This window comes from Candidatus Methylomirabilota bacterium, assembly GCA_028870115.1.
GTDB lineage: Bacteria > Methylomirabilota > Methylomirabilia > Methylomirabilales > Methylomirabilaceae > Methylomirabilis.
The window spans coordinates 1-13,484 of sequence record JAGWQH010000031.1 but is presented as its reverse complement, the minus strand read 5'-3'; the positions used below and the strand labels follow the sequence as shown (position 1 = coordinate 13,484).

General features: G+C 58.4%; 15 protein-coding genes. 14 read left to right on the top strand and 1 reads right to left on the bottom strand.

Translation table 11 applies throughout. The annotated features are described in order from the left end of the window. Positions 1–42: 42 nt before the first annotated feature. From ruvX to KGL31_03160, 13 genes are all read left to right on the top strand, one after another. Positions 43–477, top strand: coding sequence for a Holliday junction resolvase RuvX (gene ruvX / locus KGL31_03220; protein MDE2320917.1), 435 nt, complete (start codon positions 43–45; stop codon positions 475–477). Beyond that, on the top strand, positions 474–1,493 hold the full coding sequence (mltG, locus tag KGL31_03215) for an endolytic transglycosylase MltG (protein ID MDE2320916.1): 1,020 nt from the start codon (positions 474–476) through the stop codon (positions 1,491–1,493). The genes ruvX and mltG overlap by 4 nt, the downstream gene beginning before the upstream one ends. Beyond that, entirely contained in the window at positions 1,493–2,242 is a 750-nt protein-coding gene (locus KGL31_03210) for a tetratricopeptide repeat protein (protein ID MDE2320915.1), read from the top strand. The genes mltG and KGL31_03210 overlap by 1 nt, the downstream gene beginning before the upstream one ends. Positions 2,243–2,284: 42 nt before the next feature. Next, the gene (gene rlmN, locus KGL31_03205; GenBank protein MDE2320914.1) at positions 2,285–3,331 is read left to right on the top strand and encodes a 23S rRNA (adenine(2503)-C(2))-methyltransferase RlmN; all 1,047 of its coding nucleotides are present in this window, start codon (positions 2,285–2,287) and stop codon (positions 3,329–3,331) included. A 365-nt stretch (positions 3,332–3,696) separates the two neighbouring features. Continuing rightward, positions 3,697–4,080 (top strand): hypothetical protein, encoded by a 384-nt coding sequence (locus tag KGL31_03200; protein MDE2320913.1) that lies wholly within the window; start codon positions 3,697–3,699, stop codon positions 4,078–4,080. A 545-nt stretch (positions 4,081–4,625) separates the two neighbouring features. Beyond that, the gene (locus tag KGL31_03195) at positions 4,626–4,961 is read left to right on the top strand and encodes a hypothetical protein (GenBank protein ID MDE2320912.1); all 336 of its coding nucleotides are present in this window, start codon (positions 4,626–4,628) and stop codon (positions 4,959–4,961) included. Positions 4,962–5,057: 96 nt separating this feature from the next. Further along, positions 5,058–5,777 (top strand): MotA/TolQ/ExbB proton channel family protein, encoded by a 720-nt coding sequence (locus tag KGL31_03190; protein MDE2320911.1) that lies wholly within the window; start codon positions 5,058–5,060, stop codon positions 5,775–5,777. Positions 5,778–5,782: 5 nt separating this feature from the next. Then, positions 5,783–6,220 carry a biopolymer transporter ExbD gene (locus tag KGL31_03185; GenBank protein MDE2320910.1) on the top strand — a complete coding sequence of 146 codons (438 nt, stop codon included), beginning with the start codon at positions 5,783–5,785 and terminating at the stop codon, positions 6,218–6,220. Between the two features lies 1 nt (position 6,221). Continuing rightward, a complete protein-coding gene (locus KGL31_03180; protein ID MDE2320909.1) occupies positions 6,222–7,085 on the top strand; it encodes a TonB family protein in 864 nt (287 codons plus the stop codon). Further along, positions 7,085–8,419: a Tol-Pal system beta propeller repeat protein TolB gene (gene tolB / locus KGL31_03175; GenBank protein ID MDE2320908.1), complete on the top strand. Its 1,335-nt coding sequence runs from the start codon at positions 7,085–7,087 to the stop codon at positions 8,417–8,419. Before KGL31_03180 ends, tolB begins: the two co-directional genes overlap by 1 nt. Positions 8,420–8,534: 115 nt before the next feature. Continuing rightward, a complete protein-coding gene (pal, locus tag KGL31_03170) occupies positions 8,535–9,137 on the top strand; it encodes a peptidoglycan-associated lipoprotein Pal (protein ID MDE2320907.1) in 603 nt (200 codons plus the stop codon). Between the two features lie 37 nt (positions 9,138–9,174). Then, positions 9,175–10,251, top strand: a complete 1,077-nt coding sequence (locus tag KGL31_03165) for a tetratricopeptide repeat protein (GenBank protein ID MDE2320906.1) — start codon at positions 9,175–9,177, stop codon at positions 10,249–10,251. Between the two features lie 66 nt (positions 10,252–10,317). Further along, on the top strand, positions 10,318–10,752 hold the full coding sequence (locus KGL31_03160) for a DUF2127 domain-containing protein (GenBank protein ID MDE2320905.1): 435 nt from the start codon (positions 10,318–10,320) through the stop codon (positions 10,750–10,752). Between the two features lie 83 nt (positions 10,753–10,835). Here KGL31_03160 and leuB read toward each other — a convergent pair whose 3' ends face one another. Beyond that, on the bottom strand, positions 10,836–11,918 hold the full coding sequence (gene leuB, locus KGL31_03155; GenBank protein ID MDE2320904.1) for a 3-isopropylmalate dehydrogenase: 1,083 nt from the start codon (positions 11,916–11,918) through the stop codon (positions 10,836–10,838). Between the two features lie 194 nt (positions 11,919–12,112). On the opposite strand from leuB, the gene KGL31_03150 reads away from it, so the two are divergent. Next, positions 12,113–13,381 (top strand): serine hydroxymethyltransferase, encoded by a 1,269-nt coding sequence (locus KGL31_03150; protein MDE2320903.1) that lies wholly within the window; start codon positions 12,113–12,115, stop codon positions 13,379–13,381. Positions 13,382–13,484: the final 103 nt, after the last annotated feature.

Below are 13,484 nucleotides of genomic sequence, written 5' to 3'. Positions count from 1 at the left end.
TGATCGATTTTTCTCAGAGGTCAAGGAGGGAATCAACGAGCAGTGACGCGATACTTGGGGATCGATTTTGGAACGCGGCGTATCGGGGTGGCGGTAAGTGATGAATTGGGGCTGACAGCTCAGCCTCTGTCATCACTCGAACCTTCTTCAGAGCAAGAAGCTCTCAGCATCCTTCAAGAGTTGATTGATCAGTACGGTGTGCTAGAGGTGGTCGTCGGCCTGCCAAAGAATATGAACGGCTCTCTCGGCCCCGCGGCTGAGGAGGCACTTGCGTTTGCCAGGCGACTGGAAGAGAGTGTGTCTGTGAAGGTGACGATGTGGGACGAGCGGCTGACCAGCAGAGCGGCTGAACGCTTACTGATTGAGGCCGATTTGTCGCGGGCCAAGCGAAAGCGGCGCGTCGATCAGATGGCGGCCCTCCTGATCCTGCAGGGGTTCCTCGATCGCTGTCATCGTCAGCAGGAGCGCTCCTCGTGAGTGCGACGCTCCCGTTGCCTTCGCTGTCCCGGCGGGCTCTTGCCCTGGCCTTCTGTCTGGTGGTGGGAGGAGGTCTTGCGTGGTATGCCCTGAGCGGGCCTGTGCCATCTGCGAACGAGGCTGCGCGGGCTGTGGTCATCAGACCGCAGACGGGCGCATTCGATATCGCAAGGGCGCTGAAGGATGCGCATGTGATCCGCAGTCGTTTCGCCTTTCTGGTTGTCGCTGTCGCTCGCGGCACGCAACGACACCTGCTTGCCGGAGAGTATGAGTTCGCCCCTGGCATCGGCCTGCTTGAGGTGATTCGCCGGATCGAGCAGGGGAAAGGGTTTGTCAATCGGGTGACGATTCCCGAGGGGTTTGCCGCCAGGCAGATTGCTGAACTCCTTCAAGAAAAGGGACTGGTCGATCAGAAACGGTTTATGGCCCTCCTGCAGGAACGCCGGTTGCTCCAGCAGTACGGAGTGGATGGTCAGTCGCTTGAGGGATACCTGTTTCCTGATACCTATCGCCTCGTCAAGGGACTGAGCGAGGAGGCGATTATCGGATTGATGACTCAGCGATTTGCGGAGGTGTTCGGTTCTGCGGAGCGGGCGCGCGCCAGGGAGTTAAAGATGTCAGTTGCGGAGGTGGTAACTATCGCGTCACTGATCGAACGGGAAGCGAGGGCGGACGTAGAACGACCACTCATCTCAGCGGTGTTCCATAACAGGTTGCGGCTAGGGATGCCGCTGCAATCCGATCCTACGGTGCTCTACAGCCTCTCGCGGTTCAGCGGTAAGCTTACCAAAGCGAACCTGCAGGCGCCCTCGCCATACAACACCTATCTTCACCGAGGCCTGCCGCCTGGTCCGATCGCAAGCCCTGGACGCGCCTCCGTCATGGCTGCCCTGTATCCCGCTTCGTCCCAATATCTGTACTTCGTATCAAAAAATGATGGAACGCACGTATTCTCGACTTCGCTGCGGGAGCACAGCGCAATGGTGAGGCGGTATCAGATCAGGAGGGCCGGGTGATGCGGGGTCGGGTGGTCATTGTTGGACTGAGCTGTCTTCTTGCTGCCTGCGCCTCAGAGCAGATAGCGATGGAAGAGAAAAAGGCCGATATCCATTATAATATTGGCGTCGCACGTCTGGCCAGTGGCGAGGCCAAGCAAGCCATTGCGGAGTTCAGCCAGGCGATCGGCGACGCCTCGGATAATCCGACCTATCACAACGCCTTGGGATTGGCATACCTGGTGGATCGCCGGCCCGATCTGGCCATTGCCTCCTTTCAGAGGGCAGTTCAGCTCGATCCGACATTTTCTGATGCCTACAATAATCTTGGTTCGGCCTATGTTCAGCAGGCTAAGTACGACCAGGCTATCAATGCCTTCAGGCAGGCGCTTTCGAACCCCGCCTACCTGTCTCCGGAGCAAGCGCACCTGAATCTGGGGAATATCTACGTAGTTCAGAGACGGATTGCCGACGCGGTTGTGGAGTTCAAGCGCGTACTGGAGATTGCCCCCGATTTCGCCGAGGCCCACAATCGACTAGGCTACGCCTACCTGGTGCAAGGACGGTTGGAACTGGCGATTGCCGAGCTGACCCTGGCCGTGAAACAGGCGCCTGATCTCGCCACGGCATACCAGAGCCTGGGCTTTGCCTACCTGTCGGCCGATGAGAAAGACCGGGCCAGGCAAGCGTTTCAAAAGGTGGTAGAGTTGAGCCCCACGAGCGAGATGGCGGTCGAGGCGATGCGCCAGCTCAAACAGCTTAGTCAATAGCCTCCTCCGTGGTATACCCCTTCCCATTCCTCGAGTAAAACAATGCGTAACAAGATCGACCTCAAAGGGCTGAACCTTGAGGAGATGGAGCGCTTTGTCGCCGACCATGACGAGCCCGCTTATCGGGGCCGTCAGCTCTTTCACTGGATCTACGGGCGCGGCGCCCGCACGTTCGCTGAGATGACCGATCTGTCGATAACGTTACGCAATGGACTGGCCGAGCGAGCGGACATCGGTGCCCTCGCGCCTCTTGGCAAAGAGGTTTCCCGAGACGGTGCACGCAAATACCTGTTTGGTTGCGCGGACGGACGAGGGATCGAAACGGTGCTGATCCCTGATGAGGGGCGGCTGACCGCCTGCCTCTCTACTCAGGTGGGGTGCGCCCTAGCCTGCGCCTTTTGCCTCACAGGAAAGATGGGATTCGTCCGCCACTTACAGCCGGGTGAAATCGTCGATCAGGTACTCGTGCTCCAGCGGGATCTACAACCAGGAGAGCGGATCGGCAATCTGGTATTGATGGGGATGGGGGAGCCTCTCCACAACTACGATGCCACTGTGAAGGCGCTCGCAATCCTGGCGCATCCTCTGGGCCCCGCGTATCCGCCCCGCCGGATCACCCTCTCTACCGTCGGACTGGTCCCAGAGATTGTGCGACTCGGCCAGAGTGGGCTTGGGGTGAACCTGGCCGTGTCACTCCATGCGAGCACCAATGAGCTTCGTGATCGCCTGGTTCCGATCAATCGCCGCTATCCCCTCAAAGAGCTCATGGCCGCGCTTAGCGCCTATCCGCTCCCCCCTCGACGGCGGATTACATTCGAATACGTGTTAATCGATGGGGTAAACGACCGATCGGAGGACGCCCGCGAACTCATAAGACTTTTGCGCGGCCTTCGGTGCAAGGTGAATCTCCTGCCCTTGAACGAGGCTCCCGCCATCCCGTTTCGGCGACCTTCGCAGGAGCGCGTCGAGATATTCCAAAGTATGCTGAAATCGGCCGGCATCCTAGCCACCGTCCGCGAGAGCCGCGGCCTGGACATTTTAGCCGCCTGTGGTTTGCTGGCTACTGCAAGCATCGAGAAAAGACCGTAAATAGTGAGCCACAATGTCCTCTTCGTATCCATTTCCCCTTGACATCCCTACGATGGTCAACTTAGCATATGTCGAGTGGCATGGGGTCCTCCTTCGCAGAGGCACGATGCATATCGAGGCAGATCAAGGTCAGACCGGCGGAAGGAATATGTACGGTCCTTCAGAGTCAAGGTGAGCCCCGAGGAGCCGTGCTATTTTCTGGCGACTTCGGGTCTGTTCTCTCCTCAATCACTGCTTTACTACATGCCTGCTGGAGGAAGGCCGAGATATCAACACAACGATGATCTATACAAGGATCAGCCCGTTCACTGCCAATCACGGCGGGCAGCACGTTCGCAATCACGTACTCATAAGGAGAAGCGAAAATGAGTTTCCTGCGTAAAGTATTCCGTGGGCAACACACGGCAGACAAGCAGAGCGGAGAAGAGACTACACAGCCAACGGTATCCGGACCAAAGCAAGTGCAGGGTGTATTGATTCTTACCCGTCAACCCCTGGGTGACTCATTCAAATTGCTGGAGCAAATCACTGCCCTGCAACGTTCCAAGGGTTGCTCCATTGCTGTGAATCTGATCTCGAAGGCAGCAGTAACTCAACACCTGGACGATCAAGCATTCCTTGAGGCAACCATTCGAAAAGAGTTTGCCAAGATTGGCAGCGATGATCTTATGGCCAGGACAGAAGTGTTTCCCTGCCAGGCATCGGGCGGCAACTCCGGCGTTTATTGCATCATCTTCGACCGTCCCTAGTTGTGGTCTGCCACGTTTAGCTCTCTTATCACGGGTGCGAGCTAACCAATGATGCCCCCGCAGCGTTCCGTCCGCACACCGCGTATACCAGCGTTCCCCTACAGCCGCTCCACCTGTTCTTCCAGCGCCTTTTGCGGCAGCCACTGCGCACCGCGCCGCAACCCCTGGCAGATCGGTTACTGGTCGCCATCGCGCGTGTGTAAGGGAGACCTTGCTCCATCTTCTTACTCGGTGCTATTCTCTTTCCCATGATGTAGGCTCATGGTCTGGGACATCGGTCAATGTCCTCTGTTTGTGTTGGGTTACCTGGAGGGTATACCCTTTTTGACGGGAAGTTTATGACATGACCAGGCTTGAGGAAGGCCTGGACAGTGCCGCCGTGAGATGTAAGCGACTTCGATGACGAAAGATCGAGTACTATTTTTTGCCGAATATTTCTTGAGGGATCGTCGAACGCTCTGAATAATGAGGTGTCTAAATAACGGACAGTGAAGTACGAATCCGCTCATCACGTGCTGTCAACCCTGCCGGAAGAGGAGGGAAAGATGCATGACTCGTATCGTCGTATCTTAAGCCTTGGATGCTTCATCCTGCTGCTCACCGGGTGTGTCTCTGTGGGGGAGGAGTTCCGGACGCCGACTTCTGAGATGATTAAAAACGGGGTGACCACACGGGCTGAGCTGCTTCAACTGTTTGGCTCTCCGGCCCAGGTCGGAATCGAGGATGGGGATCAGACCTGGACGTGGGCCTACGTGAGGGCAGGCGGTTTTGGCCGAGCTCTTTCCAAGGAACTGCATGTCAAATTTACCGAGCGTGGGGTCGTTAAGTCGTACTCCTACACTTCGAACTTACCGGAGGAGGTTCAGCGGGACACGCGGTAAAGGCCTCGGGAGGAGCGGGCGGGCGCGAAAACGCCCATTGAATGATCTTGACCATGATACATGGTGATGGTATAAGCACAACTTAAGGACCATGCGATGAATGTTGTAAGCCTTGTTGTGCAAGCAGGACTCGTTGCGAAGGCGGTGCTGCTCATCTTGTTGGGTTTCTCCTTGATGAGTTGGACACTGATCTTCACGAAGTTCGGAGTGTTCCGACGAGGCCAACGAGAATCGACTCAGTTCCTTCATATCTTTCGATCAGCCAAGAACCTGACGACTGTTTTTGAAGAGTCGAAGCGGTTTACGAAAAGCCCCATTGTGAGCGTATTTCAGGAGGGGTATCGAGAGCTCAGCCAGTTGGTAAAAGGCGGTCCAGGTCCATCTAGTCAATGGCCGGCCGCCAATGAGGCGAGGGCGACGGCAGCCGACATGCCTATTCATAAGGAGCCGCTCGATCTCATCAGCCGGACCCTCCGCCATGCGAGCATGAAGGAGGTTGCGCAACAAGAACGCAATCTGATCTTTCTGGCGACCACGGGGAATGTGACACCGTTCGTCGGTCTCTTTGGAACGGTGTGGGGGATCATGGATGCCTTCGCCAGTATTGGCCAGGCGGGTTCCGCGAACTTGGGCGCTGTGGCGCCTGGGGTCGCTGAAGCCCTGATCACCACGGCGGCCGGACTGGGGGCGGCTATTCCCGCAGTCATGGCCTATAACTACTTTGTGAATCGGGTCAGAAGGCAGGCGACGGAGATGGAGTTATTCGGCCTGGAGTTTCTCACCTTGGCCGAACGGATCCTGGCGAGGAGCCGCTGACGGCGATGGTCTCACCGGGTACAGGTTCGAGTGAGCGACCCGGGGGCAGTGCGCTCTCCGAGATCAATATTACGCCGTTCGTCGATGTGGTCTTGGTCCTCCTCGTGATCTTCCTCATCACGGCGCCGATGATGCTCAGGGGAATCGACGTCAAGGTGCCTAAGACCGAGACCAAGAATGTCGGACCCGAGGAGCGACTGATGCTGACGATCACCAAGGAGAAGGCCGTCTATCTGGATGATCAGCCCATCACCCTTGCCAGACTGGAGGGAGTCCTCGTCGGGCTTCGACAGCGCAATGCAAAGGCAGCCGTGTTCCTTCGGGCGGATGAAGGGGTGGCCTATGGCGTTGTCGTGAAGGTGATGGATGCGGTGAAGAAGGCCGGCATTGAACGGCTAGGGATGGTAACCGAGCCGATTCCGCCCGGGGCGAAGGGACGGTAGCGTGGCGGTAGCAGTAGTGGGACGACGCACCCCCTTGTCGGAAGTGTCGTCCTCATGCGGTCTCTCGGTTTTACTCCATGGACTTCTGGTGGTTGCCGTAGTGTACGGTCCACAGTGGCTTCACGGCAAGCCGTTCAAGATACCGCTGAACTACGAAGTGACGCTCGTATCTCCAAAGGGGACGGACAGTACGCAGAAGTCGGTTTCTCCTTTCCGGGCAGCACAGAGGGCCGCGACTGCAACGGCGAAAGCCGTCGCTCCGCCGCGGGATCTGCTTACGCTCCCATCACTCCCCAAGTCGGGTATCCAGGGGGCAGCGGTACGATCCTCCGCGGTCCCAACGCGGACCGAGGAGATGACCCTGCCGGGTAGACACCGAGCCCCAGAGCGCCAGCCTGCCGCATCTGCGGTAACACCACCGGCTCCCCCGAAGATCGTTGCCCCACAGGTGGCTTCTGCCCCTGCCCTCTCCCAGCCCGTGATCACGGCGCCGGTCGGTGATCTGACAAACGCGGGAGCGGGTCAGGGCCTCGGGACGGCCACGGAAACTGGGGTGACGGTGGGGAGTACTGATCCGGCGTTGGCCTATTACTTCGTTCTGATCCAGGATAAAATTACTGGTAACTGGACGCCACCAAAGATGAGTCCCGGCACGACGGCCAGCGTGAGTCTTTCCCTGAAGATCCTTCGTTCCGGGCAGGTCCGCAGCCTGGCTATCGGGTCGTCCTCGGGAGACCGCCTGCTTGACGCCTCGGCCATTCGCGCCGTTAGCCTCTCGAGTCCGCTGCCACCGCTGCCTCCACTGTATAAAGCCGAGGCGCTCTCGCTTGAGTTGCGCTTTACATTCGTGGGAGAGAAGAGCTGATGAGATCGTACTGTTGCCTGAGCATTCGCAACGCGCTCTTTGTCTTCGGTCTATTTGTCGCGGCGACGCTCCCGCTGCCGGTTGTCGCCGCGGAGGAGAAATATACCGTAGACATTGTTCGAAAGGAGGCGCAGAAGATTACGATTGCGGTCGTAGGCTTCCCACCGCTGAAGGGCGGCTCCAAGGCGGAGGATCTGAGCACACAGGCGGGCGCCATCCTAGCCGATGACCTGAAGAACGCGGGGATCTTCGATATCATTGATCCGTCGTTTCTCCCGGTCGAGGCTAACCAAGTCGAGTTTGGGCAGGAAAAGGGGTTACTGCCGGCACTGAACTCCTTGAAGGTCCAGGCCGTAGTGGTCGGAAAGCTCTCGTCCCGGGGCAGTGAACTTGTCTTGGAGGGTCAGCTCTTTGAGGTAACGAAGGGCGAGATGCTTTCCGGCAAGCGATACGCTGGAGATCCCAGGACCTTACGGATGATGGTGCACCGTCTGGCGGACGAGGTCGTCTTCCGGCTGACCGGAGAAAAGGGGATCGCATCCTCCCGGATTGCGTATGTCTCATCCGCAAATGGCGCCAAAGAAATCTATGTCATGGACTATGACGCCTATAATCCTTTCCTGATCACCGGCAATCACTCCATCAACCTCTCCCCACGGTGGTCTCCTGACGGCAAGAAGATTGCCTACACCTCCTATCGTGATCGGAATCCTGATCTCTTCGTGATCGATCTGGAGACCGGACGACGCCAGAAGATTTCGTCCAGTCCTGGACTCAACGTTGCCCCGGCCTGGTCTCCGGATGGCAAATGGCTCGTTTTCTCGATGAGTAGCGGAGCGGGCACAAACCTCTTTCTCATCCGGCCGGATGGGACCGGACTTCGTCAGTTGACGCGGGGGCCACATATCGATATCTCCCCCTCCTTCGCTCCTGACGGGCGGCAGATCGTGTTTAATTCGGATCGTGGCGGTACACCCCAGATCTATCTGATGGATATCGAAGGGACCAATGTCCGGCGTCTGACCTTCGGGGTCGGAGAGTACAGCGTGTCGCCTCGATGGTCCCCGCGTGGGGACAAGATCGCCTTTGTAGGCAGACCGCGGGGAAGCTTCGACATCTTCCTGATCAATCCCGACGGCACGGGGCTGGTCCAGTTGACTTCAAGCTCGCGCAATAACGAGGAGCCGTCGTGGTCGGCTGACGGTCGGCATATTCTCTTCACCTCAACGCGGAAAGGTCGTCGGGATCTGTATATTATGGAGGCTAATGGATCGAATCAGCATCAGTTGACCAAGAACGGACAGGAGAATTACCTCGCCGACTGGTCGCCGTAGGTGAGTGAGGCAGCACCTGTCAGACGACATAGCGAAGACGTGAACGGAATTTGGACAGGATGGCGTAGAAAGAGATCGCTGGTGAGAACAAGGGGAGGAGATCGAGATGAGCTGGATGCAGCGAAAATGGATCGGATCCACCATTACCCTGGTAGGCGTGGCGTTGTTTCTGACCGGATGCCCGAAGAAGCCAGAGGTTGTAGAGACCGCCCCGAGCCCAATGGCGATGCAGGCGCCAAAAGCCGCCGCTCCGGAAAAGACCCCCACCGAGGTCGCGCCTCAGCCGCCTGAAACCAAGGTGACGCCGGAGGCTGGTGCAGTTCCGGAAGCACAGGTCGCGGAGGCGGAGATGAAGGCGGGCACATCAGCGAAGGCAGCAGAGTCAGCCCTGCACGATATCTACTTCGATTTCGATCGATCCGAGATTCGAGAAGACGCGAAAAAGCTTTTGGCTGCGGACATCGAATGGCTCAAGAAAGACGGCGCGGCTAAGGTGACCATTGAAGGTCACTGCGACGAGCGCGGCACCAGTGAGTATAACCTTGCGCTTGGCGAACGGCGGGCCAGGGCCACGCGCGATTATCTGGTGGCTGCCGGGATCGCAGCGAATCGGATCAGCACCATCAGTTTTGGAAAAGAGCGTCCATTCGCTCTCGGGCATGACGAATCCGCCTGGAAGTGGAATCGGCGCGCCCATTTTGTCCTCAGCGCGAAATAGCGACACCCGCGGAATAGCTGGTGCTGGAGAATAGGAAATGAGGCTTTTTCCCCCGCTAGTGGCTGCGCTAACCCTTAGCGTGTTGACTGTGGGGTGTGAGGGAGACGTGCCTCTGCGTATGGTTCAGCGTGATGTGGACTCAACGAAGAGCGAGCTGGCAGCCGTCTCCAGAACCGCTGAAGGGACCCGGATGTTTCTCGAAGAGCGTCTGAAGAAGCTCGAGGGTCGCTTGGACAAGAGCGAGCGTGCGCGTGGAGCCATAGAAGAAAGGTTGTCAAAGATCGACCAAGGGTTCGTGCAGTCACAAGCTGCCCTCGCGGCGAAGCTGGACGAGTTGACCGCCGAGTCGCGCCTGGCTCAGGGCCATACCGAGGAGGTGGGTCACGGCGTCGCGGAGATGAGCCGGCAGATCGATGAGTCCAAGCGTCAGCTCGATCAACTTGGACGGCGAATGAACGGGTTTGACACGCAGGTCAATCAGGCTGTTGTTGCTGCACAGGAGGCGAGAGGCATATCCCAGCAGACCGCGCAGCAAGTGACGGCATCACTCCAACAGATGGCGCAACAGACGAACGCTGCAATTGAGCAGGTCAACGCAACTGCGCAACTGGCGCTGACCGAAGCCAGAAAAACAACTAAAGGGAAACCGATCACTGGTGCTGCCGGCTCGTCTCGCGCCGGGACGCAGTCCCCGCCCCCCGCGGTTGCCCCGATCACGGCGCCCCCTCCTGTTCCACCTGCGCCGGCTGCCCAGGCTCCGCCTCAAGAGGTGACGCCCCCACCACCCGCCGCTCGGAAGGCGGAGTCGCCTTCGACGCCGGGCCAGGCTGCCCGACCGATGACTAGCTTACAGAGCGCTGATGAGCTGTACAGCCATGCGCTCACCGACTATACGAAGGGCAACTATGAATCAGCAATCAACGGCTTCCGGAGTATCATCGAACTGTACCCGGACTCCAAGCGTCTACCGAGCGCTCGATACTGGCTGGGCGAGTCGTATTATAGCCAGAAGAATTCTGACCAGGCGATTAAGGAGTTCGAGTTGCTTATCAAGCAGTTCCCAAAGTCGCAAGAAGCGAAGCGGGCCAAGGGGCGGCTGAACCAAGTCAAGTAAGGAAGGTTGGGTATTGACGTTCAGGGTGGTGCCTTGTCAGAGCCGACTATATCCAAAGATGGGGCCTTGCGGACGATCATTGTCCTCAAGGCCCTTGGCGGGGTTGTGTTCTTACTGATTGGCCTTGGTATCTTTGCCCTGGTCAACAAAGACATTTCCGATCTGGCCGGGGAAGTAGCGGATTCGCTGGGCATCGATCCGGAGAACCATTATCTTCTTGGGCTACTCGAGTGGCTTACCGGAATCTCTCCGAAGCAGATCGTTGCGATCGGGCTCGTAACCATCCTGTACTCAGCCCTTCTGCTCTCCATGGCCTGGGGACTTCACCTGGGACGGGTCTGGGCGGACTGGCTGACAATTAGCGGGACGGGGCTCTTCATTCCCTTTGAGCTGTACGAAGTGGTCTGGTCGCTTCGGTTCACCTACTCGGTTGCGGTTGCGATTAACGTGTTTATCGTATGGTATCTGATCCGCCGCCGCATTCGATCGTCGTCGCTTTAACGGACAGCGACGCGGCGCCTGTCCCGCAGGCCTTCGCACATCCTTCTGCGCTTCGACTGCGACAAAACCGATCCCGGGTACGCTCAGCCTTTCACAATACTCTCGACTACAAGATCGCCCATATGCGCTGTACCTACCAGCACCGTGGGGCCGGGTTGCCAGATATCGGCTGTTCGGTACCCGGCTTCGAGTACCCGACCTACCGCGGCCTCGATAGCGGCCGCTGCTGACTCGTGGTGAAGTGAATGGCGTAGGAGCATCGCGACGGACAGGATGGTGGCAAGAGGGTTAACCGTGTCTTGGCCGGCGATGTCTGGGGCGGAGCCATGGATCGGTTCGTACAGGCCGGGTCCGTTGCCCAGGCTTGCTGAGGGTAGCATCCCGATCGAACCGGCGAGCATGGCGGCCTCGTCGCTCAGGATGTCTCCGAAGGTATTCTCGGTCAGCACGACGTCGAACCGTCGAGGATCGCGGACGAGTTGCATTGAGCAGTTGTCCACCAGCATGTGGTCCAGCTCGATATCAGGGAACTCCTTCGCCGTCTCGGTGACCACGCGACGCCAGAGCTGGGAGCTGGCCAGCACATTGACCTTATCGACGGAAGTCAGTCGCCTCCGACGCTGTGCGGCGATCTGGAATCCGATCCTGGCGATCCGCTCGATCTCATGGGTGGTGTAGATGAGGGTATCCACGCCTCGTTCTCCTTGGCCGTTCTCAACCGGTTTGATCCCCTTTGGTTCGCCGAAATAGAGGCCGCCGGTCAGCTCGCGCAGCACCATCAGATCGATCCCCTCAATGATTTCGCGCTTCAGTGGCGAGGCATCAATGAGGGGAGGGAACAGCTTCACTGGCCTGAGATTCGCGTACAGTCCCAGCTCCTTGCGTAAGGTGAGCAAGCCCCGCTCCGGCCGGCGATCTACCGGCAGGCTGTCCCACTTGGGACCACCGACCGCGCCGAAGAGGATCGCATCGCACACACCGCACAGTTGCCGCGTCTTCTGTGGAAGCGGCGTACCCTGCTTGTCGATGGCGGCCCCCCCGACGACCCCCTCCTTGAACTCCAGGGGGATATCGAATAGTACGCCAACGCTTGTTAGGACCTTCATCGCCTCTCGAACGATCTCTGGTCCCACGCCATCTCCAGGTAACACAGCAATCCGAGCCATGAACCCTCCCATATAAGCGATCTTCACCCGCACTCAGAACGTCAAGAGCTTTCATGACTAACACGGCAAGACAAGGAGGTCAAGGACAAAGGGCTGCTTCATACCCATTTTGCCTTGACACGAGAGGGCCGCGGGATTACTATTTGTGGTGATTTGAGTCATCGTTATTTATAGCGCATCAGGGGAGTCAGAGGGTGAAGCGCCTTATCGATGTTGACCCGGAAATTGCTGAAGTCATTCGGCTCGAGACCGAGCGTCAGGCCAGCAAATTAGAGCTGATCGCCTCGGAAAACTTTGTCAGTGCTGCGGTGATGGAGGCGGCTGGCTCCACGCTGACCAATAAGTATGCCGAGGGGTACCCGGGACGCCGCTACTACGGTGGGTGCGAGTTTGTTGACATGGCGGAGAACCTGGCGATCAAGCGAGCCAAGCGACTCTTTGGCGCCGATCATGTAAACGTCCAGCCGCACTCCGGCACGCAGGCCAACATGGCCGTGTACTTTGCTGTTCTGGAGCCAGGGGATACCATCCTTGGGCTGAACCTGTCCCATGGGGGCCACCTGTCCCACGGCAGCCCGGTGAACTTCTCAGGCCGGTTCTTCAAGGTGATTCCGTACGGTGTCAATAGAGCGACGGAGCAGGTAGACTTCGATGCGCTCCAATCTCTGGCCAGGGCACACCGGCCCAAACTGATCGTGGTCGGCGCTAGCGCCTATCCCAGAATCCTCGATTTTGCGAAGTTTGGCGGGATTGCAAAAGAGATCGGCGCGCTCGTCATGGTCGATATCGCCCACATCGCCGGGCTGATCGTTGCCGGGCTGCACCCGAGCCCCATTCCCCACGCCGAGTTCGTCACCACCACTACCCACAAGACGCTTCGGGGCCCGCGAGGCGGGATGATCATGTGTAAGGCGGAGTATGCCCCGGTCCTGAACAAGCAGGTCTTTCCCGGAATGCAGGGCGGTCCGCTGATGCACATTATTGCGGCCAAGGCGGTCGCGTTTGCTGAGGCGCTCTCACCGGAGTTCGCCTCTTATCAGCGTCAGATCGTGGCGAATGCGAAGGCGTTGGGAGAGGCGCTGCAAGGCCATGGCTTTCGTCTGGTCTCCGGCGGAACCGATACCCATCTCCTCCTGATCGATCTGCGGGGGAAAGGGCTGACCGGGAAGGCGGCCGAGATTGCGCTGGATCAGGCTGGGATCACGGCCAACAAGAACGCCATCCCGTTCGACGAGGAAAAGCCGACCGTCACCTCAGGCATTCGGATCGGGACACCGGCCGTGACTACCAGGGGAATGCGGGAAGGCGAAATGAAAGAGATCGCGAACCTCATTACCGACGTCCTTAAAGATGTGTCCAACGCGGCGGCCCTGTCCGGGGTCGCGACCCGTGTGAAAGAGCTTTGTGACTCCTTCCCGTTGTACCGAGAGCAGCTTGCCCTCTCCTCTCCCCACCTTACGTAGAATCCTTCGAGGGACTCGCGTGTGAAGTGTCCCTACTGTGGCGGTCTCGAAGAAAAGGTCGTCGATTCCCGTGAGGGTAAGGATGGCGCAGTCGTCCGTCGTC